Annotated in this window: 23 protein-coding genes and 4 pseudogenes; 15 read left to right on the top strand and 12 right to left on the bottom strand. The window is 69.4% G+C overall.

Annotated features, from left to right (window positions below):
- Positions 1 to 101: 101 nt before the first annotated feature.
- Positions 102 to 262 (top strand): annotated as a pseudogene (locus ACZ7LK_RS32435) (DUF5655 domain-containing protein); the annotation flags it as partial.
- A gap of 77 nt (positions 263 to 339) precedes the next feature.
- On the opposite strand, the gene ACZ7LK_RS32430 reads toward ACZ7LK_RS32435, so the two are convergent.
- A complete protein-coding gene (locus ACZ7LK_RS32430) occupies positions 340 to 816 on the bottom strand; it encodes a GbsR/MarR family transcriptional regulator (protein WP_392273227.1) in 477 nt (158 codons plus the stop codon).
- Positions 817 to 908: 92 nt separating this feature from the next.
- On the opposite strand from ACZ7LK_RS32430, the gene ACZ7LK_RS32425 reads away from it, so the two are divergent.
- Complete coding sequence (locus tag ACZ7LK_RS32425; protein ID WP_471144663.1) at positions 909 to 1,808, top strand: ABC transporter ATP-binding protein; 900 nt, start codon at positions 909 to 911, stop codon at positions 1,806 to 1,808.
- Entirely contained in the window at positions 1,805 to 3,364 is a 1,560-nt protein-coding gene (locus tag ACZ7LK_RS32420) for an ABC transporter permease (protein WP_471144662.1), read from the top strand. Before ACZ7LK_RS32425 ends, ACZ7LK_RS32420 begins: the two co-directional genes overlap by 4 nt.
- Before the next feature lie 62 nt (positions 3,365 to 3,426).
- Here ACZ7LK_RS32420 and ACZ7LK_RS32415 read toward each other — a convergent pair.
- Together ACZ7LK_RS32415 and ACZ7LK_RS32410 are read right to left on the bottom strand one after the other, a co-directional pair.
- Positions 3,427 to 3,651: pseudogene (locus ACZ7LK_RS32415) on the bottom strand (hypothetical protein); the annotation flags it as partial.
- A 284-nt stretch (positions 3,652 to 3,935) separates the two neighbouring features.
- Positions 3,936 to 4,205: a hypothetical protein gene (locus tag ACZ7LK_RS32410; protein WP_471144661.1), complete on the bottom strand. Its 270-nt coding sequence runs from the start codon at positions 4,203 to 4,205 to the stop codon at positions 3,936 to 3,938.
- 658 nt (positions 4,206 to 4,863) lie between these two features.
- On the opposite strand from ACZ7LK_RS32410, the gene ACZ7LK_RS32405 reads away from it, so the two are divergent.
- Both ACZ7LK_RS32405 and ACZ7LK_RS32400 read left to right on the top strand, forming a co-directional pair.
- Positions 4,864 to 5,061 (top strand): cold-shock protein, encoded by a 198-nt coding sequence (locus tag ACZ7LK_RS32405; RefSeq protein WP_471144660.1) that lies wholly within the window; start codon positions 4,864 to 4,866, stop codon positions 5,059 to 5,061.
- Positions 5,062 to 5,533: 472 nt separating this feature from the next.
- Positions 5,534 to 6,112, top strand: a complete 579-nt coding sequence (locus ACZ7LK_RS32400) for a hypothetical protein (protein WP_471144659.1) — start codon at positions 5,534 to 5,536, stop codon at positions 6,110 to 6,112.
- Positions 6,113 to 6,165: 53 nt separating this feature from the next.
- Here the strand turns inward: ACZ7LK_RS32400 and ACZ7LK_RS32395 are convergent, their stop codons facing one another.
- A complete protein-coding gene (locus ACZ7LK_RS32395) occupies positions 6,166 to 6,705 on the bottom strand; it encodes a hypothetical protein (RefSeq protein ID WP_471144658.1) in 540 nt (179 codons plus the stop codon).
- Between the two features lie 459 nt (positions 6,706 to 7,164).
- Between ACZ7LK_RS32395 and ACZ7LK_RS32390 the strand changes: the two genes are divergently transcribed.
- The gene (locus ACZ7LK_RS32390; protein ID WP_471144657.1) at positions 7,165 to 7,500 is read left to right on the top strand and encodes a hypothetical protein; all 336 of its coding nucleotides are present in this window, start codon (positions 7,165 to 7,167) and stop codon (positions 7,498 to 7,500) included.
- On the opposite strand, the gene ACZ7LK_RS32385 is transcribed toward ACZ7LK_RS32390, so the two are convergent.
- Positions 7,480 to 8,390, bottom strand: a protein-coding gene (locus tag ACZ7LK_RS32385) for an IS5 family transposase (protein ID WP_471144665.1) whose coding sequence is annotated in 2 segments (ribosomal slippage) — positions 7,480 to 8,045 and positions 8,045 to 8,390 — 912 coding nt in all. Because the reading frame shifts where the segments join, the coding sequence is not laid out codon by codon here. The two genes, ACZ7LK_RS32390 and ACZ7LK_RS32385, sit on opposite strands and share 21 nt — an antisense overlap.
- A 70-nt stretch (positions 8,391 to 8,460) precedes the next feature.
- Between ACZ7LK_RS32385 and ACZ7LK_RS32380 the strand changes: the two genes are divergently transcribed.
- From ACZ7LK_RS32380 to ACZ7LK_RS32370, 3 genes are all read left to right on the top strand, one after another.
- The gene (locus ACZ7LK_RS32380) at positions 8,461 to 9,396 is read left to right on the top strand and encodes a hypothetical protein (protein WP_469464867.1); all 936 of its coding nucleotides are present in this window, start codon (positions 8,461 to 8,463) and stop codon (positions 9,394 to 9,396) included.
- A gap of 1,404 nt (positions 9,397 to 10,800) precedes the next feature.
- Entirely contained in the window at positions 10,801 to 11,451 is a 651-nt protein-coding gene (locus ACZ7LK_RS32375; RefSeq protein WP_471144656.1) for a ribonuclease FAU-1 family protein, read from the top strand.
- A 329-nt stretch (positions 11,452 to 11,780) separates the two neighbouring features.
- The gene (locus tag ACZ7LK_RS32370) at positions 11,781 to 12,197 is read left to right on the top strand and encodes a hypothetical protein (RefSeq protein ID WP_471144655.1); all 417 of its coding nucleotides are present in this window, start codon (positions 11,781 to 11,783) and stop codon (positions 12,195 to 12,197) included.
- Between the two features lie 9 nt (positions 12,198 to 12,206).
- Here ACZ7LK_RS32370 and ACZ7LK_RS32365 read toward each other — a convergent pair whose 3' ends face one another.
- From ACZ7LK_RS32365 to ACZ7LK_RS32355, 3 genes and pseudogenes are all read right to left on the bottom strand, one after another.
- Positions 12,207 to 12,416: a DUF6207 family protein gene (locus tag ACZ7LK_RS32365; protein ID WP_471144654.1), complete on the bottom strand. Its 210-nt coding sequence runs from the start codon at positions 12,414 to 12,416 to the stop codon at positions 12,207 to 12,209.
- Between the two features lie 416 nt (positions 12,417 to 12,832).
- A complete protein-coding gene (locus tag ACZ7LK_RS32360) occupies positions 12,833 to 13,108 on the bottom strand; it encodes a hypothetical protein (protein WP_471144652.1) in 276 nt (91 codons plus the stop codon).
- A gap of 101 nt (positions 13,109 to 13,209) precedes the next feature.
- Positions 13,210 to 13,599 (bottom strand): annotated as a pseudogene (locus ACZ7LK_RS32355) (ATP-binding protein).
- Between the two features lie 907 nt (positions 13,600 to 14,506).
- Here ACZ7LK_RS32355 and ACZ7LK_RS32350 point away from each other — a divergent pair.
- The 5 genes from ACZ7LK_RS32350 (at position 14,507) to ACZ7LK_RS32330 (ending at position 17,009) form a co-directional block, all read left to right on the top strand.
- The gene (locus ACZ7LK_RS32350) at positions 14,507 to 14,845 is read left to right on the top strand and encodes a helix-turn-helix domain-containing protein (protein ID WP_392273258.1); all 339 of its coding nucleotides are present in this window, start codon (positions 14,507 to 14,509) and stop codon (positions 14,843 to 14,845) included.
- Positions 14,846 to 15,074: 229 nt separating this feature from the next.
- Entirely contained in the window at positions 15,075 to 15,278 is a 204-nt protein-coding gene (locus tag ACZ7LK_RS32345; RefSeq protein ID WP_030224583.1) for a cold-shock protein, read from the top strand.
- A 159-nt stretch (positions 15,279 to 15,437) separates the two neighbouring features.
- A complete protein-coding gene (locus ACZ7LK_RS32340; protein ID WP_471144651.1) occupies positions 15,438 to 15,662 on the top strand; it encodes a hypothetical protein in 225 nt (74 codons plus the stop codon).
- 361 nt (positions 15,663 to 16,023) lie between these two features.
- Complete coding sequence (locus ACZ7LK_RS32335) at positions 16,024 to 16,602, top strand: helix-turn-helix domain-containing protein (protein ID WP_471144650.1); 579 nt, start codon at positions 16,024 to 16,026, stop codon at positions 16,600 to 16,602.
- Complete coding sequence (locus ACZ7LK_RS32330) at positions 16,557 to 17,009, top strand: SPW repeat protein (protein WP_392277596.1); 453 nt, start codon at positions 16,557 to 16,559, stop codon at positions 17,007 to 17,009. The genes ACZ7LK_RS32335 and ACZ7LK_RS32330 overlap by 46 nt, the downstream gene beginning before the upstream one ends.
- Positions 17,010 to 17,242: 233 nt before the next feature.
- Here ACZ7LK_RS32330 and ACZ7LK_RS32325 read toward each other — a convergent pair.
- The 4 genes and pseudogenes from ACZ7LK_RS32325 to ACZ7LK_RS32310 form a co-directional block, all read right to left on the bottom strand.
- Positions 17,243 to 17,410 (bottom strand): annotated as a pseudogene (locus tag ACZ7LK_RS32325) (IS256 family transposase); the annotation flags it as partial.
- Positions 17,411 to 17,489: 79 nt separating this feature from the next.
- The gene (locus tag ACZ7LK_RS32320; RefSeq protein WP_392277597.1) at positions 17,490 to 17,774 is read right to left on the bottom strand and encodes a hypothetical protein; all 285 of its coding nucleotides are present in this window, start codon (positions 17,772 to 17,774) and stop codon (positions 17,490 to 17,492) included.
- Between the two features lie 115 nt (positions 17,775 to 17,889).
- Positions 17,890 to 18,519 carry a hypothetical protein gene (locus ACZ7LK_RS32315; protein ID WP_471144648.1) on the bottom strand — a complete coding sequence of 210 codons (630 nt, stop codon included), beginning with the start codon at positions 18,517 to 18,519 and terminating at the stop codon, positions 17,890 to 17,892.
- A gap of 1,165 nt (positions 18,520 to 19,684) precedes the next feature.
- Positions 19,685 to 20,053 carry a hypothetical protein gene (locus ACZ7LK_RS32310; RefSeq protein WP_392277599.1) on the bottom strand — a complete coding sequence of 123 codons (369 nt, stop codon included), beginning with the start codon at positions 20,051 to 20,053 and terminating at the stop codon, positions 19,685 to 19,687.
- Between the two features lie 227 nt (positions 20,054 to 20,280).
- Here ACZ7LK_RS32310 and ACZ7LK_RS32305 point away from each other — a divergent pair.
- Positions 20,281 to 20,911, top strand: a 631-nt coding sequence (locus ACZ7LK_RS32305; RefSeq protein ID WP_471144647.1) for a YsnF/AvaK domain-containing protein, incomplete at its 3' end; no start/stop codon positions are given.

Genomic DNA, 20,911 nt, shown 5'->3' with positions numbered 1-20,911 from the left:
GAAGGAGGGGCATGGTGTGAAGGCGAAGAACCGGTGATTTTTGCTTGAACTTCCGAACAACACACGCCAAGCCGATCCGGTCCGCAGCTTCCACACCGGTCTACAAGAGGGGCGTCGATGCCAGCGTCATCAACCAGGGCCTGTTCTATCTGACGTGGCTGATGGACCATCGCGTCGAGTTCGAGCACCTGTCCGCGACCGGCTCGGGGGGACGGCTGCGTCCCAGGTGTTGTGGAGCGGTCCGCGCCTGGTCTGTATCGCATGCCCCGGTGGCCCGCTTACAGGTCCTTGGCCCGCTCTACCCAGGTACATCATCGCGGTGGCGCCGCGGCACGCCGGTCAGTCACGCTGAGAAAGCGTCGCGCGGTGTTCGCGCCAGCGGTCCAGCATCTGGTGCATCTCCTTCTGGAGGAACTCGAAGAACTCCGCCGTCTCGGCCACCCTCGCTCCCGCCACCGAGTCCGGACCCAGGGTCTCCGCGCCGTCACGCAGGATGGCCTCCCAGCGGGTGAGGATCTGGTCGCGGCGGGTGAAGGTCTCATACCAGAGCTCGTTGTGCAGGACGTACCGGTCCCGCCGTGAGCCCGGCTCGCGTTCGCGGCTGACCATGCCGACCTGATTGAGGTACCGGATGGCGCCCGAGACGGCGGCCGGGCTGATCCGCAGTCGCTCGGAGAGCTCGGCGGAGGTCAGTGAGCCGCTCTCGGAGGCGAGCAGCGAGGCGAAGACCCGTGAGGCCATGCGCTGCATGCCGGCCTCGGTCAGTTCGGCCGCGAAGCGCTCCACGAAGCGGCTCACCTGTTCCTCGTTGCCCATGGGCTCATCGTCTCCCGTCGTCCGGCGCACCCCACAACTTTATACGGTTCCTTAACTTCACAAATTTGTGAAGCACGCGTACGTTCTGAAGCATGACGCACGCCATCACCGTCTCCGGACTGCACAAGTCGTTCGGACGGACGCACGCGCTGAACGGCCTCGACCTGACCGTCAGGACCGGTGAGGTCCACGGGTTTCTCGGCCCCAACGGCGCCGGGAAGTCCACCGCCATCCGGGTCCTGCTCGGCCTGCTGCGCGCCGACTCCGGCTCGGCGCGGCTGCTGGGCCGCGACCCCTGGCACGACGCCGTCGAGCTGCACCGGCGCGTGGCGTACGTCCCCGGTGACGTCACGCTGTGGCGCAACCTCTCCGGCGGCGAGGTCATCGACCTGTACGGGCGGCTGCGCGGCGGCCTCGACAAGGCCCGCCGCGCCGACCTCATCGAACGGTTCGAGCTCGACCCCGCCAAGAAGGGCCGCACGTACTCCAAGGGCAACCGCCAGAAGGTCGCCCTCGTCGCGGCCTTCGCCTCGGACGCCGACGTGCTGATCCTCGACGAGCCGACGAGCGGTCTCGACCCACTCATGGAGGCGGTCTTCCAGAGGTGCGTGGCCGAGGAACGCGACCGCGGCCGGACCATCCTGCTCTCCTCGCACATCCTCAGCGAGGTGGAGAGCCTCTGCGACCGGGTCAGCATCATCCGCAAGGGACGGACCGTGGAGACCGGCTCACTAACCGAGCTGCGCCATCTCACCCGTACCAGCGTCGTCGCCGAACTCGCCGGACCGCCCAACGGGCTCGCGCACCTCCCGGGCGTCCACGGACTCGACGTACAGGGCAACCGCGTCAGCCTCCAGGTCGACACGGACCACCTGAACGCGGTGCTGACGTCCCTCGCCGACTCCGGCGTACGGTCGCTGACCAGCACCCCGCCCACCCTGGAGGAACTGTTCCTGCGGCACTACGCCGTCGCCGAGGAGGCAGGGCGATGAGCGCATTGACTGGCACAAGCACCCTCGTGCGGCTCGCGCTGCGTCGCGACCGGCTGATGCTGCCCCTGTGGGCGGTGGTCACCGGCGGCATGGTGGCGAGCGGAGCCGGCTCGATCGGGGCGCTGTACGACACGCCCGCCGCACGCGCCGAAGTCGCCGCGTCGATGAACGCGAACAGCTCGATCCGGTCGTTGTACGGGCCGGTGTTCGGCGACTCGACGGGCGCCCTGGTGGCGTGGCGGTTCGGCGTCTTCGCAGCGGCACTGGCAGCCGTGATGAGCCTGATCATCGTCATACGGCACACACGGGAGGAGGAGGAGACGGGGCGTCAGGAAATGCTGTCGGCGGGGCGGGTGGGCCGCCGGGCGCCGCTGACCGCCGCGCTGCTGGCGGCGCTGGTCGCCAACACCGCCGTCGCGCTCCTCATCTGCGCCGGGCTGTCCGGCGAGGGCGCGGCCGGAGCGGTCGCCCTCGGTCTCGCGGTCGGTGGCACCGGCATGGTCTTCGCCACCATGGCGGCGATCGTGGCCCAGCTCACCGAGAGCGCCCGGCTCGCGAAGGGCCTGACGGCAGCGGTACTCGGCCTGGCGTTCCTGCTGCGGGCGGCGGGCGATGCGGGTGGCGCGTCCGCGCTGACCTGGCTGTCCCCCGTCGGCTGGACCGAGAACGTCCGCGCCTTCGCCGCCGAACGCTGGTGGGCGCTCCTGCTCATGGCGGCGGCGGTCGCCGGCCAGACGGCCGTGGCGTACGGGCTCGCCGGACGGCGCGACATCGGCATGAGCTTCCTGCCGGCCCGCCCCGGCCCCGCCTCCGGCCGCCTCGCCACCGCCGGCGCCCTCGCGTGGCGGCTCCAGCGCGGCGGCATCCTCGGCTGGACGCTGGGCTTCCTGACGGCGGGGCTGGTCTTCGGCGGCATGATCGAGGGCGCGAGCGACCTCGTCGGGGACAACGAGCAAGCCCGGCAGATCTTCGAGCGGATGGGCGGGCAGTCCGGCCTGGAGAACGCCTTCCTCGCCGCGATGACCGGCCTCTTCGGCATGGTCGCAGCCCTGTACGTCGTCGGCGCGGTTCTGCGCCTGTACGGCGAGGAGACCTCCGGCCGCGCCGAGCCGGTCCTCGCCAACGCAGTGAGCCGCCTGCGCTGGGCCGCGGGCCACCTGCTCATCGCCTTCGGCGGCGCGGTACTCCTCATGGTCGCGGCGGCAGCCGGGCTGACCCTGTCGTACGGCCGGGAAGCCGGACCCGTCCTGGGCGCCGTGCTCGCCCAGCTCCCGGCGGTCTGGACGCTCGGCGGCATGGCGGTGCTGCTGTACGGCACCGTGCCCAAGGCGGCACCGGCCGCGTGGGGCGTCGCCGGGCTGTGCCTGGCGCTGGGCTGGATCGGCCCGACGCTGGACCTCCCCCAAACCGTCCTGAACATCTCACCGTTCGGCCACCTCCCGAAGCTCCCGGGCGCGGCCGTCTCCTGGCCGCCGCTGCTGATCCTCGCCGCCCTCACGGGCGCGCTCGTGGCTGCGGGGTTGGCCGGCCTGCGGCGGCGGGACCTGGTGACCTGAACCGCGGCCGGGCCGCAGTCTCACGCCGGCTCCCCCAGCCCCCACCCAGCGGATCGCATGTGTCACCGGTCCGGCACGCCTTCCGGGCGGGCCGCGTGTCGGCCGGATGGGCGGCTCAGTGGGTGGCGGGGGTCCGTGGCGCGGGTAATGGCCGTTTCGACGGCGGCGATCCGGTCGGCGAGCAGGCCGAGGGCGACCACCGCCCGGCCGAGGGCGTCGTCCCCGGAGCGGCCGAGGGCCTGGGCGCGGACGTACGCGGTGGTGATCTCCGCCCAGCGCGCCGCTTGTGCGGCCCGGCTCGCCACCACCGAGCCCGAAGCCGCCGGTGCCCTCGCCGCGCTCCTCGCCCGCTCCGGCGCCAGCTGACCGCACCACGCTCTTCCGGCCGGGTCGTCCTCTGACATCGAAGCTGGACCGTTTCCCACGGGAGTTCGACCACCTCGTCATGGACGCTGTCGGCGATGCTCGAAGTTTGGAGAGGGCGCCCCGCTGCCAGTCGCCTGTATCCCGAACGGCCCGCAATCACGGTTGCGGGGGCGGACAGTTCTTCGTGCGGCCGGGCGGCCGGTGGCTAGGTGGGCTGTCCTTCGTAGATGCCGTCCCACTGCAGTTGGACGGCAGAGAGGTCAGGCAGGCCGTCGGCAGGCAGACCGGCCTTGAAGTGGATGGGGCCCGTCGCTGTCAGGAAGGCTCCGCCGGTAGGCGGCCGGTGGGGGTCGGTGCTGGCGATCAAGGGCGGGGGCGGGAACTGAGGCAGATCGCCGCTTGCCTTCGCCGGCTGCGACGTCTCCAAGGTGAACGGACCGGTCAGGTCACCCCACCGGTCGAAGGTCATGGCCATCGACTGCAGCCACGTGTGCACAAGGCCGCCCGGCCCCTCCTGCAGGGTGCTCGGGGGCGACACTTCGAGGGCGGGAAGGGTGAGCCGGACCCTTCCCAACAGATCGTGCTCGCCACCATGTTGAAGTCCAGGGTCTGCAGTCGGACGAAGTCCGCGCCGCCCGCAAGGACCTCGAACGAGATTCCGCCGATGAAGTTCAAGCGGGGAAGGGGCGGAGGCAGTGGGACCACCAAAGTGGCGCCGACATTCATCGGCATGGTGAAGGTCTGGCCGATGACCGGCAGCAGCTCGGCGGCTCGGCGCTGAGCCGCTTGGGCGTTTGGTCCGCTGGCCAGCAGCAGTCCCGTGCCGGCAAGGGCAGCAGCGGCCGCCTGGCGAAGCACCTGGCGTCGGCCCAAAGGTGTCGGGGAAGTAGTCACAACGGGGCAGTATCGGTTGCCCGACAGCAGCCGAAGCACTTCCGACAGGCATCATCACCCAGACGAGTGGCAGAACCGGTCGTCCCACTCCGGCTGTCCTGTGCCATCGAACTTTGAGTAAGTGACATCGAAGTTTGGAGGCTGCGTAGCTAGTCACGAGTGTGGCGCACGTGGGTGGGGGAGTATCGGGTCGGCCGCGCACTGCGGCCCGCGAGACACTTGAAAAAGGATCTGTGCTCATGGCGACTGGCACCGTGAAGTGGTCGGAGAAGGGGTTCGGCTTCATCCAGCAGGACGACGGTGGTCCGGACGTGTTCGTCCACTTCCGGTCGGTCCAGGGGGAGGGCTTCAAGAGCCTGACGGAAGGCCAGAGGGTCCAGTACACCGTCACCAGCGGGGAAAAGGGGCCGCAGGCTGACAACGTCATTCTCCTGTAGAGCAGCACGGGGAACCCTACTGCGATCAGCATGGGTCCAACCTGGATGACAATCGGTCCAACTGCGCTGTCACAGGACACCAGGTTGATCACGATGCGGTCACGACGGAGAGGTTCTGCAAGGCTGGCGTCACACGAGAGCCGAAAACCGAACCTGTAGCAGGTGACCGGCGGGATAGGCCCGCCCCACCCTCAGGAGCACCCTGTGGCGAGCACCGCAGACGAGCCCGAACAGCCCCTTGACCAGCCCGGACAGACCCCTCCGTGGACCCCTCCACCACCCCCTCCGCGCCCGCGCTCAGCAGCCGGGCGTTCCTGCAGGTGAGGCACGGCAGAAAGGGGGTCGCCGCAGGTCCGACAACCCTCATGTAGATGTAGCAAGACGCCCCAAGCACAGGAAGAACTCGACCGGGCCTCGACGCCGGGAGCTGCTGCAGGCGCTGGGGATCTTCCAGAGGGCTACGCCCGACCAGTTGTGGAAGCTGACCCGTCCCGGCAACCAGCACGACAAGCTCGTACGGGACACCCTCCTGGATCTTCAGGACCACCACCTGGTGAGGATCGAAGCGGTCCGGGAGGACCAGCGGCAGGTGTGGGTGCTGACGAAGCGAGGACACGGCGAGGCGAAGAAGCTGCTGGAGCCGAAGGGCATACGGGTCTCGGCGCTGCGCGAGGAGAAGTACGACCCGGTCACCGGGGAGCTGCTCGGTGCCAGCTACGACGACCACGCTGCGGCGGTCACCACGACGGCCGCCGAACTCCACTGCGCCGGGATCGGTCACCGGCTCGGCTTCGCCATCGAGATTCCGCACCGGCTTGGCGACGGGTACATCCAGCGGGCGGACCTGGTGGTGCGGGCACCGGCGGCCGGGGTGCCGGTGATGCTGCTGGAGATCGGCAGAGAGGGCGGCCGCTCGCGGTCACCGGTTGTACTGCTGGATCAGCATGTAGCGGCGTGGGGCTCAGCCCGCCAGCCACGCGCTGCGGGCCGCTGGGGCGCCTATGGCGGCGATGGGCGGCTACCTGGACGAGACGATGGACGAGGACGATGACGCGACCGTCGTGTAGCCGTCCGGCACGCCCGGGCGCGGCACGGACGGCATGTCTACAGGTCGATGAGGGCCCAGCGGCGGCAGCCGGCGCCGTCGCGGTCGCTGTCCACTCCACAGGAGACGACCCCCACCGCGGCGAGGTCCGTCAGCAGTACGTCATCCAGGGTGGACGGCCCGGCGTGGTGGGACAGGACGAGGATCAAAGCCTGCTGCTCCTGGTCGGCGAGGTGCACGCTGATCCGGCTGCCGCCGTCCTCGAGCGCCGCAGCGACCAGGCGCTCGGTGAGCGTGCCGGCCTCGTGCCCCTCGGGTGCGCGGTAGCCCCAGTGGGTGAGCTTCTCGCACACCAGCCGAGCGGCTTTCGGGCCGGCCGACGAGCGGGCCCACGGCGCCGCGTCCAGCGACCAGTTCGCGGCGCGCCGGTTCGCGATCCTTGCCCGCAGCCGGGTCTGCGTCATCACCGCCCGGCCCGGGTCCGGCAGGTCTCCTGCCGTGTCGGGCCGCGGAGGCTCGACGGGCCGTTTCGGCGGCGGAGGCGTCTTCGGCGGGTAGGACGGCGGCCATTTGCCATCGGGGTCGTGAGGGGTGGTCACTCGAGCCTCCAGCCGTGCGGTGCGCCGTCCTGGTGTGTACCCATCGTGGCACTCGCGTATGGGCGGGGTGGGCGTTTCGCTGCGGCTGGGGTGGGGCCCGGGACCGTGGACTGCTCCGGGCCCCGCGGGGGTGCACGCCGGGTTCAATGACGGACCCGGCTCGAGGCTGTCACGACCACCTTCTCCTTCATCGCCGATACGCCGGGCCGGTTCGCGAGGCTCACAGGGGCCACGGGGAGACCGCCCGGTAGACACCCAGTCGGCGTGCAGCTCGGCGGCCCGGCGCTGGCGGCGATCAGGTCGCCTGGAAGGGCGTGCGGCCTAACGGGGCCGGCGGAGGCAGGGGTGCCTTCGGAGCCTAGGACCTGTCTGACAAACGATCTACGGGCGCTGACTGCTTCTGCTTGACTGATCGCCAGTAATTTGGCTGCTCGTGCAGCCACTCGAGAGGGAAGCATCGTGGGCGTCGAGATAGAACTGCATGCCGACCGGCCCGCCCTGGACTGGGATCGGTCCAGGGGGACTCTTATCCGTGGGTCGTACGAGCATGGCGACGAGCTGGCCGAAGTGTTGCTTGGCATGGGCGAAACCCATGAAGGCAACCTTGCTCGTGTGGATCCTTACGGGGACACGTTGTTCAACGAGCAACAGGCGCAGGCCGCGCTGCTGGAGGTGCCTGACCTGTTGAAGCAGTGTTCGGGGCCATCGCAGACGGCGGCCGTCCTTGACCTCGAGAGGCTGCTGCAGTCCTGCTCACAGACCCAAGGCAGCTACCTATGGTTTGTCGGCGACTGATGAATCATCCCGCGCTTCGCGTAGCCAGAGGATGAGTGACGCGAGGTGGAGTCCGGCCCGGTAACGGCTGGCCACCTTGTCGAAGCGGGTCGCGATGGCGCGGAACTGCTTGAGCCGGTTGAAGCAGCGTTCGACGACGTTGCGGGCCTTGTAAAGCTCGCGGTCGAAGGCCGGTGGCCTGCCGCCGGCGCGTCCGCGCCGTGCCCGGTTGGCCTTGTGGTCGGCCTTCTCCGGGATCACCGCCCGGATGCCCCGCCGCCGGAGCGTCTGGCGGATCGCGCGGGACGAATACGCTTTATCCGCGATGACCGTGTCGGGCCTGCGGCGCGGCCGCCCGGTGCCGATCCGGGGCACGCGCACCGTGTTCAGGACCGCGTCGAAGACGGTGGAGTCATGGGCATTGCCCGGCGTGACGACGACGGCCAGGGGCAGTCCCCGGCCATCGCAGGCGAGATGGACCTTGGTGGTCAGCCCGCCGCGGGAGCGGCCGAGCGCCTGGCCAGCTTCCGGGCGTGCCGGATCTCCCAGTTCGTCCCCCGTCGGCGCCCCTTTTTGCGGGCGCCGGCGGCGTGCTGGTGGGCCCGGTTGATGGTGGAGTCGACCGACGCCGTCCACTCCACGGCCCCGACAGAGTCGTCGCGGACCTGGACCTCCTCGAGCAGACGAGCCCAGGTCCCGTCGGTCTCCCAACGGGCGAACCGCTCGTAGACCGTCTGCCAAGGTCCGTAGCGTTCCGGCAGGTCACGCCACGGCGCACCTGTCCGCAACCGCCACAGCACCCCGTTGATCACCTGCCGGTGATCCCGCCATGGACGACCCCGTCCCTCAACCCTCGGCAGCAGAGGCGCTATCCGCTCCCATGCTGCATCGGTCAGCTCTCCACGACCCACCACAAGATCAATTGTCAGACAGGCCCTAGTTCGAACGCGTTGACAGTGCTCGGGCTCCGATGCTTTACACGTGAGAGGCAATCCCGACATACGCCTGCCATACCTGCCCGAACTTCGCCACTCTGATGAGATGCATGCACCCGAGGGCGACGATCTCCATGATGCGGCGCTGAAAGCGGTCAGCAGGAGGATGAGTGCAATCCGCCTGAGCGCCACGCTGGCGGTTGCAGGCTGGGGGTGGGTTGTCCATTGTCGGGCAGGAGCCGAATACGCCCAGCTGTATGCCGAAGCGGTCAAGGCGGGAGTCGGCGCACCCCAACCGGGGGTCTGGTGGGCCACGGGGCCGGTGGGTTATGCAGTGCTCCTGGCCTGGCTGCTGCTAGGCATTGTCATTTTCACCGGCCAGAGGCCGTCCGCCTTCGAGCTGCGGCTTGCTGAGCGGCGCGTGCACGAGGAGTTGTTGCGCGCAGCAGCTGCAGGAGAGTCGCAGCGGGCGCGGATGCACGGAGCGACACGGATCACACGTGGTCGCCTGCCCGATCTTGAGGTGTACCTGCTGCTCAGCCTCGCGGCGTTTGCCCACTACGGAATCGAACGCATCCTGTGGGATGTTTGGTTTGAAAGGCATTGGGGGGTGGGCTTCGGGCCCGGCTCAGCGAATGCGATTGCCGCCGCCGCGGTCGGGCTGCCCGGTCTGCTCGTGGCAGTCGTCACGATCGTTCCGCGCCTCATCCGTGCATGGGGGGCCAAGGCGAAAGACACGGGAGAAGGAGATGGTGCCGCGTCGACTGGATGGGCAGACATCATCCGGGCTGAGAAGGAAGGTGAAGCGGCGATCATCCGAGCCCAGGCCGAGTTGACTAGGGCTCAGGCTGAGATGAAGCGAGCCGAGTTGGGGCTCGAGCCGCTCCCGCCGACGTACGTTCTGTCCTCTCCTGATACGCCGCCCGCGTTGGAGGGGCCCGACTCCAACGGTGGCCCTCCGGGCAGCAGATCCCCTGCCTAACGAGGCACCTTCTGTTTGCGCCCCCGGACTGCTCCTCGCGCTCCGTCGTGCGGCCACAGCACGCCGCTGCGGGCCTGGACCGTTCGCCATCCGCTGTCAGTGGGGGGCCGGTCGTACCGTGCCGCCGCCCGCTGCCGCGCGCTCCATGCGGAGGCCGATCTGTCCTTGCGCCCGCCCGGGGCGCTCCGCCCGCCGCCTCCACCGCCCGTGCAGGGAACGCGCTGGCCGTACGTCTGCTGTGCCGCGAGCCAGGGGGACTACTCGCCGGGCTTGACCGGCACGATCTCTACGACGGTCGCCCCACTCGCTTCGAGGCGCTCTTTGCGGGCTTCGGCGCTCGGCTGGTCGTACGTGCAGCCGACGTGTGCTGGCGCCCGTCCCGTATCCACTTCAGTCTGTGATTCACCATCGCTGCTCTCCGCTCTCCCTGGTCAGGTGCCCGGCGGCAGCATCGGCTTCAGGTGAGGCGCCGCCGGGCCAGTACAGGCTCGCATGCGGCACTGACATCGCCGGTTCCCGGGAGTTCGGTACTGCGGTGTCACGGAGTACGGACCGACAAGGGCGGTCGGGCCCGGCACGAGGCCGGCGAGCAGCGGCTCGCCGCCGTGCAGAATTACTGGCGGGCATGGTGAAGGCGGGCAGCCTCGTAGCAGTGGCTGCCCGCCAGGTCGCACTGGCTATGCAATTTGAGCATGCTTTGACGATGCGCGGCTCGTCGTCGCGCTACGTGCGGCGTTCGGCCCAGATGATCAAGATGCTGACGGCGCCGCTTCCGACGCCGTATGACAGGCCGCGGACGAGGTGAGTGTGGGCACCGCGTCCATGTCGGCGGGCCCATTTGTGCAGGTAGGTGGCCAGACGGCCACGTCGCCTGCCCCCTGGAGCGCTGTGCTTGTTACTCTGCATTTGGTGTTTCCTTCCGTTTCATCGCGTGTCGGATCACTACGTAGGGAGCCCTCCCGACCAGATGGCCTAGGAACCGAAGTCGGGGTTGCAGGGCTCCCTTCGCACGTCAAAGCCTAGAGCGGTATGCAGTCACCGTAGTTGCGGCAAGGCGGAGTTCATGATGTGCCATATAGCATGCGGTGTCAGACCACTCGCATCGGACGGCCTGGAGCGCCGGGGACCTGTCGGTGTGCGGCACTTGTCATGCCGACGACGTCGCCCGGCAGGAAGCTGCCGCCGAAGCCGCCCGGCGCCAGGCTGCCGCACCGTCGCGGCCGCCGGCCACCGGCCAGGAGCCGGGCAAGCCTCGACGCGGTCTGTTCCGCCGGCGGACCTGAGCCGGGCAAGCCGTGCGCGACCCTGGGCAAGCCTCCCCCCAACGAGGGCTTGCCCAGGCCGCGCCGTCGGCGCTGGGCTGGGGACCGCGCGCTGAGACCCGGCCGCGGGAAGGAGGAACCGGTGGAGAGCTTCAAGGCGGGCCAGACGGTCGTACGGCGCGACGTGCACCGTACGGGCCGGGTGTGGAGCGAGCACGCGCTGCGCGTCGTCGCCGACACCGGCGAGGCCCTGGTGGTCGCCTGCCCGCCGGGAGCCGAGACCCGCTGGCCCGCCCTGTACGTCAAGGCCCGCGACCATGGCGACCGCTCGGTGCGCACAGAGGCGTTCGACGCGATGGCGACCGGCACGTGGGAGCTCGCGTCCACGGTGTGGCAGGAGACCGAGCTGCTGCTGTGGAAGCCACCGACGGCGTGGTTCAGCGTCAACGCCTTCTACACGAGCGGCGGGCTGCGGAACTGGTACGTGAACTTCGAGCATCCCACCCGCCGCACCTCGTTCGGGTTCGACACCTTCGACCTCACCGTGGACCTGGTCGTCGATCCCGACCTGACCCGCTGGCAGTGGAAGGACGAAGACGAGTACGCGCACGTGCGGCGGCTCGGCATCGTCACCGACACCGAGCACCAAGCCGTGGACGCCGCCCGCGACCAGGTCCTCGCGATGCTCACCGAACGCTCCGGACCCTTCGCCGACGCCGCCTCGTGGTCGGCCTGGCGGTGGAACCCGGCCTGGTCGCCGCCGCGCCTACCCGAGCGCTTCCCGGCGTCCTGACGCGGGCTTGCCCTCCCACGCTGTGCAGTCATACGGCACGGAAGAGGGTTGCACCGGAAGGGGGCTCCACAGGTGGCTGCACGGCTGTTTCAGCGGGGGACCGGAGGCACTGCCGGAGGTACTGACCCCCCAAATCGGACACCCCTCGTTTCCGCAGATCACCCCAGCTGGGCAAGCCGGTTTCGTACGCCGACACCTCTTCTCCACGCGATAGCCGTGGGGAAGAGGACGGTGTCGAGTTCTTGGCGGCCGGGTCGCTGAGAGAAACCTCTGGCCGCCGGTTGATCGGGATGGCAGGCTCTGCCTCCACCCGAACGAGGAGCTCCGCAATGACCGACAAGCCGGAGACGGAACGCATCGACTGCACCGACTGCTTCGCCCTGCCGGGCCCGGACAACACCCGCATCTCGTACGTGAAGGCCGCAGGCGGGATCAGCGAGACCTGGCATACCCCGCAGTGCCCCGCCCTCACCATCATGGAGATCAACTGGGAGGAAGGAAGCAAACGGGTCAAGGAACAACAGGAGTGGGCGGAGGGCGTCTTCCCCGCCGCGCACGAGCGGCTCAAGCAGGCTGCCGCCGCGATACCCCGCCGCAGCGCAGCACATCCCTTCGCCGCCGCCCTGACCGAGCTGGTCCAGGCACAGGCCGACACAGACGGCTTCGTCGTCCTGCACCGCTGGGCCGAAATCCTCGAGCGGCACTTCCCGCCGGAGCTCCCTGACCCCGACCACACCACCGAGTAGACGCGCCTCTCACCCCGGGGTGGAGGGGCGTCGGATGTCCGCGTACACCCGAGCCCTGACCCCAGGCTCGCCGGGAACCCGCCACACCGGGGTTACCCCGGAGGGCGCCCACTGCTGCTGGAGGCCCTCCATCACCGCGGCGACGGTCTCCTCGTCTGCGGCGACGACGTCCAGGACCACGAGCCCCGGCTCCGTGATGTGCTGCTCATCGATCTGCATGCTCCCACCGACGGCTCCGCCCAGTTGTCTGGTTCGCCGGCCGCTGGGGAAGCACCCGCATGAGGGACTGCGGCCACCGACTGGCCCGGCGTCGGTCGCGTGTAGTGCGTCCTGGCCGTAGACAAGAAGGTGCAGATGCGTCCGACGACAGGACCGGACGGGCTGCGCCCCCACAGTCGGGGAGCCGTGCCAACCCCCCGAGCGGCACGGCTCCCTGCCAGGAACGAGGACCTGGTCGTCCTGCGTCGCCGGTGGAGCCGATGCTCGCCCAGGTCCGGGAGACCGTCCCCGGCCCAGGCGTCTTGCCGGGTGGGCTCGCATTCGAGGCGAAGTTCGACGGACTGGCTGAATGGATGGACCGTGATGACGACCAGATGGCGAGGAGCATGAGCGGGGCCAGTCCGGCCCCATGAGCCCTACAGATGCCAGGCGTCGCAGATACAGGACGGCTTCCACCGCTCACGGTTCTCGGGGGAGTCCATCAGCGTGGCGCGCTCGGCCACGTCCCGGAGCGTCACCGTGTCCCAGTTGGGGAGGTTTGCGAAGTGGTCGAGCGCCTGCAGCAGCTGCGTGGCGTGGATCTTCTCGACGTCCGATGGCGGAAACAGCTGCAGGAGTTCGTCGGTGACCTCGATGGCATGGCGCAGGTAGTAGACCAGGGAGAGCGGGCAGTCGTTGGCATGCTGGGACACGGTTCCTCCCAGCTACGGGTAACGGACATCAGGGCGAGCCAATGCACGTGGTCCGCAGTCGCGGTTGAGGGCCAGCTCTTCCCCATAACGCTGGGCGGGTGCTACCGGGGGAGGACGGCACTCACGGTCTTTCCTCCGGTTGCCCGGCGAGTGACCGCGGTCGCTGTGGCGAGTCGGTTGACCAGGGGCCAGCCGAAGCCTCCGGTGCCGACTTCGAGGTCGGGGGTGCGCATGCGCGGGGCACGGGGGCTGGGGTCGCGCACGGCCACCTCGATGCCGTCCGGGCGGGCGGCCAGGTCGAGGGTGCAGGTGCCGCCGCCGTGGCGCAGGGCGTTGGTGACGAGCTACGAGACCACCAGGATCACGGTGTCGGCGGCCTCGGATGCGAGTGCGGGCACAAGCCCTTCGAGGAAGGACGGGGCGCTGTCGCGTGCCACGGCGACGGAACCGGCAGGGTGATCGGTTGCGACGTCGACGCTCATCGTGTCCATCAGGTCCCCCCTGGTCTTTGGATCGCCCATGCCCGTTCTTCCCCGCCCGCCGCATCTGCCCCGACAAGCGGCGGTTAACCCGGTGCGACCGCCCTGCGCCCCCACCCGCGTAACTGTCCGAGGCCGATTACCTCGTCGCTGGACACACAGAAATCTATATCGGCCGGAGTAGACATTGGGCAGTGGCGTCGCTATGGTTTCTCCCGTAGCTCAGAAAGACAGCAGGGCCTGGCAGAGACGAACTGCCGGCAAGCAGTACCAGCAGTACAGGTAGTCGCAGGACGGTGCGGCGGTGGAGTCTCGAAGCCAGGGTTGTTGCAGGACGGCGCCGGGACTGACGGCCGGACCGGGTGGCCCGCAGTGATCAGGGGCCGCCGCAAGCGGGACCGCGGTCATGGCATGTGCGGTACCCGCGAGTGCAGTTCGCAGTACCCAGCAGTGAAGTCAGTGAGTAGTACCCCTGGTGAAGGCGTCGGCTGCGGACGCGCGCACCGGGAAGTTCGGCAGTGGGGTTCTAAGCCAGAGCAGACGCAGGATGGGCAACGGGGCTGGCTGCCGAAGAGCGACGCTGTCACAGGTCGTTCAGCAGTTCGCATCACCCGCAGTACAAGCAGTTCGCAGTTCCCGTTTGGTAAGTGATTGATCCAGAGGGAAGAACGGAGGAGCCGAGCACCATCAGGATCGCCCGGGTGAGCAGTACGAAGCCCGGGTACCGCAGGACATCGTTAGTGAGGTGGTCTCCGGTCACGCAACCGCGATCCCCGCAGCCCCGACAGCAGCCAGGTCGGGTACGCGGACACAGAAGGCCGGCGCAGTATCAGGGTCGGCAGATGGTGTAACAGTTCCTTCGGGGCCCTGGTGCCGTACGGCACCAGGGCCCCTCCACGCGTTCCAGAGAGAGGTGCAGATGACAGCAGACGACACGCGCGGGCGTCTCGATGACGACGACTACCCCGCCTACACCATGGGCCGGGCCGCCGAGATGCTCGGCACCACCCCCGCCTTCCTGCGCGCCCTGGGCGAACACCGCCTGATCACCCCGCTGCGCTCGGCCGGCGGCCACCGCCGCTACTCCCGCTACCAACTGCGCATCGCCGCCCGCGCCCGGGAACTTGTCGACCAGGGCACCCCCATCGACGCCGCCTGCCGCATCATCGTCCTCGAGGACCAGCTCGAAGAAGCTCAGCGCATCAACGCCGAATACCGCCGCGCCGCCGACACGTCCCACCCGCCGGCCGCAGCCTGAGATGGCACCCCGTCCGCCGCATACCGCGCACCTACCCAACGGGTACGTTCCTCTGGTGACGGGGTGTGCGAGCGTGTACCGTTTCCGTTAGCTGTCGTGGTTCGGAAGTTCCCCTTTGCCCACGCCGAAGGCGTGGGCGTTTTGCTGTGCTGTGCCGCAGGAACCAGGGCGATTACCTCCGCCTTCCCGCATGGTGCGGGAGGCGTCCGTCGACTGGAAGGCATGGAACATGGCTACGGGAACTGTGAAGTGGTTCAACGCGGAGAAGGGCTTCGGCTTCATCGCCCAGGACGGGGGCGGCCCGGACGTTTTCGCCCACTACTCGGCGATCAACTCCTCGGGCTTCCGTGAGCTCCAGGAAGGCCAGACGGTGACGTTCGACGTCACCCAGGGGCAGAAGGGCCCCCAGGCCGAGAACATCAACCCGGCCTGACCTCTCGCCGCAGCCGGGGGGATCTGCGGCCTACCGACGCAGGATTGCGCAGCTGTTGCTGTGCAACCCTGATCTGTGTCGAGAGTGGAGCGTGGGCGCCTGTGTCTCGGTGGCTGGGGCGCGCATGATGCGCCATCTCGTGCGCGGCGCGGTGACGGCGTGGACCAGGACGACGACGGCCTGGTGGCCGAAGCCGCCCCGGGCCCACGCCCCGGTGAAGGGGACCTGATCGGCCGCCCAGTCGCCCAGCCGCTGCCACGGGCGCAGTCGCCCGAGCGGATAGCTGGCCGCGAGCGCGGCGGCCGCAGTGACGACGATGCCTATCATGTCCAGCGCATCCCGATCGCGGACAGATGCTCCATTGTCCAGGGGCGGTTTTTCTGATCAGTGTGTGGTGGGCCGGACTGGGCTGATCAGTTTGGTGTCGGGGGTGATAGGGCTCCGGGCCGAGCCATCACGGTTTGGTGATGGGGACCGGGGACGCTGAGCTGCTTTTTTGTCAGGTGGAGCGGCCGTTGGTCGGGTGTGGTCATGTTCCGGGTGTGTTGATCAGGTTCGTTGAGTGCTGTTATGCGGTCATCCAGTACAGGGCGGTGTCCATGTCGCGGGGGTCCAGGTGCGGATGGGGGCTGGGGCGGCGGCGAGAATTTGGTCGATCCGTTCTATGTAGCGGCTGTAGCGGCCGGGTGCGTGGCTGAGGGGGATGCCGAGAGTGCGCAGTCCGCTGTGGGCTCGCCGGTCGTAGATGGCCATGCGGTCTGGTGCGGCTGCTGTGAGGACGGCGGAGGCGAGGGCGTCGCCGGTGCGGAAGCCTGTTAGGTGGGCGAGGGCGGTGTGGCCGGCTTGTGCTCCCGCGCAGCGGCTGAGAGTGGTGTCCCGGGCGGCGGTCGGGCCGCTGCCAGTCAATGGGCCAGGCTGGGCACCAGTCCGATCGATCTCCGGTCCCCGTCAATGCGGGCCCACGGCGAACATTAACCCCACCGTCAGGAGACGCGGTCTGGGAGCCGAGCTCCGCCGGCTCCGCCTGGCCAGCGGGTTGAAGAGCACCGGAAGTGGCCGAGCAGTTCATGGTCTCCAGCCCAAGATCAGTCACCTGGAGAACGCCCGCCGCACCATCAGGCCCCGCGATGTGCGCGGACCCGGCGGCATTCGGGGATCACCCAGTAACCGAATGTACAGATTTGATGCTCCACAGTGGCAGGCGGAATGTGCCTATTGGGGTATTTACGTCATATTTATGGGTATATGGCGGGTAAGCGTCCGCCTTTGGAGGTCATCATGGCGTCGACCCACCGCACGCCCATCGAAGAGCACCCCGACCTGATGGATCTGCACGCCCGGCACGACCGTGCCGCCGCCACCCCCCGAGCCCAGATGATCGAGGCCTTGGCCCTCCTCACCGGCCTCTACCTCGCCGCGTCCCCCTGGATAGCCGGCTTCAACGGCTTCACCACCCTCGCGGTCACCAACCTCATCGCCGGCATCGCCTACACGCTGCTCCTCGGCGGCCTCGGCAACTCCTACGAACGCACCCACTCCATGGCCTGGGCCGCCGCCGCCATCGGCCTCTGGACCTGCATCGCCCCCTGGGTCGTCGCCGGAGACGTCGCCCGCACCCGCTCCATCACCAGCAACCTCATCACCGGCGCCATCGCCACCCTCCTCGCCCTCGCCGCCGCCTCAGCAGCCCGCGACCGCACCCACGACAGGCGCAGCCACCCCGGCGCGTGACGACACCACGCCATGCCCGGCGACCACCGACACCCCGAGTTCACCGTCGCCACCGACATCCCGGCCCGGCCAGCGCCTGGCAACGCGGCTCGAACGTACACCTATTGGTGCAGTGTCAGCGGGCCGGACTTCTCCAACGGGAGAGCAGCAGCCCGATCACCCTGTCTCTAACCCGTCCTTGTTCGCATCGATTGTCGGGACAAGGAACGCGGAGACGGGGGAGGAAGGGATTGAGCGGACTCCAGCAGCCTCTTCGTCAGCTGCTGGAGCAGCCCGCCCTCACCCGTCAGCTGCTGGCCCTCAGCCTGGGCTCGGGCCACGAACTCGCTCAGGAACTGGTCATCCGCAGTCGCCGACGCAGCCCCTGCCTCAGACGGTTCGGCTATGTTCTCGCTGGTCACAGGTGCACTCTTCCACGATTGGAGTTACACCGTTCTCTTCACAGTCCCCCCGCCATCGGTGGGGTCGGTTGTCTGTCGTTCAGGTGCCGACGGCGGTGACGCCGAACATGAGGGTTCGGCGGCTGACGTCGTAGTGCACGGTCGGGGTGCTGCGCAGGAGGTCCTGGAGGGCATCGGCGTCGTCGGCGTCGACGGTCAGGACCTCTTCCCAGGCCCCTTCGTCGAGTACGAGCTGCAGGGTGAATGTGCCTGGGGCAGCGGGCTCACCTGCGACCCAGCTGAACTGGTAGTGGCTGAGTTGGCGCACCTTGATGCTGTCGTCCGTAACGGGCTGCCTTACTTTGGTCGTGGTAGCTCTGGCCATAGCCTGTCTCCTTGCGTGAGTGACGTCGGGTACGGTGGGCGGGTCGAGATCGGGCCAACGAGCAGCTGACCGACCAGCCTCCGGCACAGGGCCGAAGGGCAAGCCGCCTGGGGGTTCAGCAGTGGCCGGCCATCGGGCCGTGGTGGTAGGTACGGCGTACGGCGGCCATACTTCTGCCGCCTGCCATGGCCAGGGGTGAGGCGGCGCGCCGAAGCATTCCTGCCTGCTGCTGCTCGGGGCGCTGCTGCTCTCCGTGCAGGGCGTTGAGCACGAGCATCCCGGCCGTCAGAGCGGGTACGGCCCACTGCAGCATGGCGAGGTGGCGCTGAGCCTGGTCCAAGTCCACGGGGTGGTCGGCGGCAGCCTCTTGATCCTCGGAGTCGGGGGACGAAGCGAGTTCGATCTTCTTGCCCAGGATGCGGCTGTAGGCGGTGGCTGCGAGCGCGGCTCCGGTGAGGACCGTCTTGGCGAGGGTGGAGGCGCCCACGCCGCTCTGGTGGGCCACCCGGGCACTGTTGGCCCCCAGCAGGCCGGCGCCGCCCACCAGGTGAGCGCCGATCGCGGCCGCGTTCACCGGTGTCCAGGCGGCCCAGCCGGCGCTGGCGAGCCGTGCGGCAAGAACCGGCTCCTTCACGGCGTTGCGCGCCGCTCCGTTCAAGCCGACGGCCCCCATGAGAGAGCCCCCGAACCAAGCTGCCAGGCCGATGTCATGCAGACTGCGCATGACCGTGTTGCGTTCAGACATCTGAGTCCTTCCAGACACACGCGTCCCTGCGGGTGCAGGACACCGAACTCAGGCTCATCGTGATCGACGGCACCTGCCAGATGAGGCGCGCACTTGGAGGAACCCCACCCCGACGGCACCTGCCAGATGAGGCGCGCACTTGGAGGAACCCCACCCCCGCCCGGTGGAGACGGGGCAGCGCCCGGCACCGGCCGCGCCCCCGGGGGAAGCCGGTGAACCGCTACATCGCGGCGGGCCCCCGGTCTGGCAACCCCATCAGTCCACCACCGCGGCCCGGGTCGCACGCAGCGGTGCCGGGCAGCACGAAGGCCCCGGCCGTTGGGGGAAGCCGGGAGTCGTATGCCTCCGGGGAAACTGACGCGGCCGTGCATGCACCACGCGATGCGGGCGTGGCTTCCTGCGGGCCCGCGTGCCATGCCACATGAGGTCGGCTGACGGTGCGCCGAAGACGTCAGTCCGCTCGGAGCGAGGGGCCGCCGGCCGAGCAGACGCACAGCGCGCGCAGCGACCAACGGGGCGGCGCGGCAGCAGCACAGACGACCACGGCCAGCGAGCGGAAGCCGCACGGCGGGCAACGGACGGCGGCGCGCACGGCCCTACGGCGAGCGCGGCGAACGAAGGGGCCTGCCCCGTACGACGGGGGCGGCCGGGGCACGCGGCGGAGGCCGTACAACTACCTCGGCCGGCGACCGTACGACAGGCGACGGCGGAGCCGCACCACAGCGACGTGAGCGGCAGGCGAGGCGCCGCAGCACGGGGCGGGCGCGCGGCGGAGGCCGCGAACGCATCCAGTCCGACCTGGGGCAGGCGCAAGGCCGGCGCAGCCCGGCGGCGCGCGGAAACGGCGAACGGCCCCGGCGCGCCCGGCGACCGTACAGCGGGCGCACGGGGACCGCGTTCGGCCTCACCCACCACGTCGCCCGCCGCAGCGAACCCGCTCGCCAATACCGGCCGGCTCCGGCTGGCGGATGGACACCCTCAGACCAAGGAACCTCATCGGCGCGGCGTCACAGGCGCGCGGCGGCGGAGCCAGCGCCGAGCCGGACGGCGCGCGACCCCGGCACGGGACGAAGCGGAGCGGCGGCGGCAAGGACACCTCCACCACACCGGCGACTTCGGCAGAATCAAGGCCCGGCAGCGTCGACAACGCTCGCGACCAAGATATTCAGGTCGTATGGGGCGTCTTGCCCGACACGAGTGCCTCGAACAACGGCCAGCCGTCCTCTTCCCGCACACCGTTCCCGGCGGGAAACAGACCGCGAGTCATGGCCTCGTCCAGGAAACGGCGTACCACCCCGGGTTCGTTGAGGTTGAGGACGCGGCCCCCCGCGCCGATGATCTCGCCCTCGCCCAGGGGCCAGCCCGCCGCCGCGCCGCTCTCGCCGGAGCGGAAGACCAAGCGGAGTTGGGCCTGTGGCGCGTCGGCCCGACGCAGGGACAGGGTCTCCTGGCAGTTCGGGTGCCGATGCCGTCGGCCCCAGAGCCAGACGGTGTCGCCCACCATCAGCGTGCGCAGCACGCCCTTTCGTCGCATCCGCCAACCGTAACCTCGGGAACTCGGTGAACCAGAGCCCGCAGGGGGCATCACGAGGACACCACGCAGCCGGTCCCGGACGCCGGGCAGGGACCTCGAACCGCGCGGCATACGCAGCGGGGAAGGCGTGGATACCTCCGACGACGCCATGACCCGCTCGGAAGAGGAGATGCACGTCGGTACCGAGCGCAAGCGGGCCCGGCCGGGCCCGTTTGCGCAAGTACGTCGTGACCGAGGAAGTGCAGCAGACCGTCCCCGTCCGTCATGAAGAGGTCCGTGTTGAACGCGAACCGATCACCGACGAGAACCGCGACGCTGCCATGTCCGGCCCTGACATCACCGAGGCCGAACACGAGGTGACCCTCCACGAGGAGAAGCCCGTCGTGGAGACCGAAGCCGTCCCCGTGGAACGCGTCCGCCTGACCACTGAGGAACAGACCGACGAGGAAACCGTCACCGGCGAGGTCCGCAAGGAGAAGATCGAAGCCGACACAGACTGCGCCTTCCCGTCGCCCGTCGTGCGGTCCGCCGTCCGTCCGCCTGCTCGTGCCGGGGTCGCCAGGCCGCCGCTTAGCGCCCGCCCGTACGGCCGCGTCCTGTTCGGCCTCGCTGCCCGCCGCCGCGCGCCGCCTCACGGCAGCACGCTCGGGCCGGTCGTTGTGCCGCGCGCCTGGTCCGCCCCGCCGCTCCGTGCCGGGGGGGGCGTACCCGCTGCCTCCGCAGCGCGTCGTACGGTCCGCCCTGCCCGCCGCCGCGCGCGTATCGCTGCGCGCGGGCCAGCGGGCTCGGGCTGGTGGCCGCTACTGGGCCGGTGCCGCGCCCTTGGGTCGGGCCGTGCCGGGGTTGTCGTGCCGGTCC

It is taken from the genome of Streptomyces sp. NPDC039423 (genome assembly GCF_055598725.1).
This window is presented reverse-complemented; position numbering and strand designations above follow the sequence as displayed.